We start from the raw sequence: 1,155 nt of genomic DNA, 5'->3' as shown, positions 1-1,155 counted from the left end.
AACCAAGCCCAATCCGGTTTATGTCGTTTATGTGATTCCCAACCCTTACACTTGGAGTGTTATTTTGCTCCTTGCCGTCATCGGTTTGGCTGCCGGAATCATTTGGGGGATCCGCGTGCGCCGGCGCAAAAAAAGAACGGGAGATTCCACCGAACCTCCCGTTTCCTTCCGCTGGGACTCCCGCAAGTAATCAGCCACGGGTATGGCGATGGTCCAGCCATACCCCTTCATAAACAAATTCAGCGGGCCCCGTCATATAAACATGTTGATCTTGTTCATCCCATTCGATGAGCAATTCGCCCCCCAGAAGCTTCACCCGGGCTTTCCGATCAAGGCGGCCGGCAAGCACCCCGGCCACGACCGTCGCACAAGCGCCGGAACCGCAAGCCATGGTTTGTCCGACGCCCCGCTCCCAAACCCGCATCCATGCCTCTTGCGGCGAATGGAATGTGACAAATTCGATGTTTGCTTTTTGCGGGAACAGATCATGTTTTTCCAGAACGGGTCCCCACTTTTCGACCGGAAACTTGTCTAAATCCCCCACTTCAATCACCGCATGAGGATTTCCCATGGACACGGCCGTAAACCGAAACGAACCCCCGTTCGCTTCGATCGTTTGGTTCACCGCTTGTTCCCCGCTCAACCGGACGGGAATCTCCGCTGGTGTCAAAACGGGTTTGCCCATATCCACCCTCACGTTTTTCCCGTCCGTCCAAACCGGTTGCACCCCCACTTTGGTTTCGATCGTAAACGTATTTTTCCGGCTTGAAATCTTTTCATAATAGTACTTGGCCACACAGCGCATGGCATTGCCGCATTGTTCCGCCATTGATCCGTCCGAATTAAAGATCCGCATGGAAAAATCCGCCTGTTCGGACGGGTACATCACCACCAGGCCGTCCGCACCGGCTCCCTTGTGGCGGTCACACATCTTCCGTGCCAACGCCGAACATTCCTCAAAAGACGGCTTTTGCGTCTGGTGGATGAGAATAAAGTCGTTTCCAAGTCCGTGCATTTTTGTGAACTTCATGATGTCGTTTTTTTCTCCTTCCCCTCATCGCTGTACGACGGTTTTCACCGGTCTGCGGAAAAAAAACGTGCGCAGGACATCGAACAATCCGGCCAGAATGACGGGCATCGTGGAAGTCACCGTCA

Annotated in this window: 2 protein-coding genes; one reads left to right on the top strand and one right to left on the bottom strand. The window is 53.6% G+C overall.

The features are described from left to right. A partial coding sequence (locus H1R82_RS14115) for a hypothetical protein (RefSeq protein WP_181821703.1) occupies nucleotides 1-190 on the top strand: 190 nt, incomplete at its 5' end. Here H1R82_RS14115 and dapF read toward each other — a convergent pair. Next, on the bottom strand, nucleotides 191-1,030 hold the full coding sequence (gene dapF, locus H1R82_RS14110) for a diaminopimelate epimerase (RefSeq protein WP_181730801.1): 840 nt from the start codon (nucleotides 1,028-1,030) through the stop codon (nucleotides 191-193). Between the last annotated feature and the right edge of the window lie 125 nt (nucleotides 1,031-1,155).

This window comes from Thermoactinomyces intermedius (assembly GCF_013912365.1).
Lineage (GTDB): Bacteria > Bacillota > Bacilli > Thermoactinomycetales > Thermoactinomycetaceae > Thermoactinomyces > Thermoactinomyces intermedius.
This window is presented reverse-complemented; position numbering and strand designations above follow the sequence as displayed.

Excerpts from the sequence above, each read along its gene's own strand:
- dapF (WP_181730801.1), bottom strand. The coding sequence starts at position 1,030 with ATGAAGTTCACAAAAATGCACGGACTTGGAAACGACTTTATTCTCATC.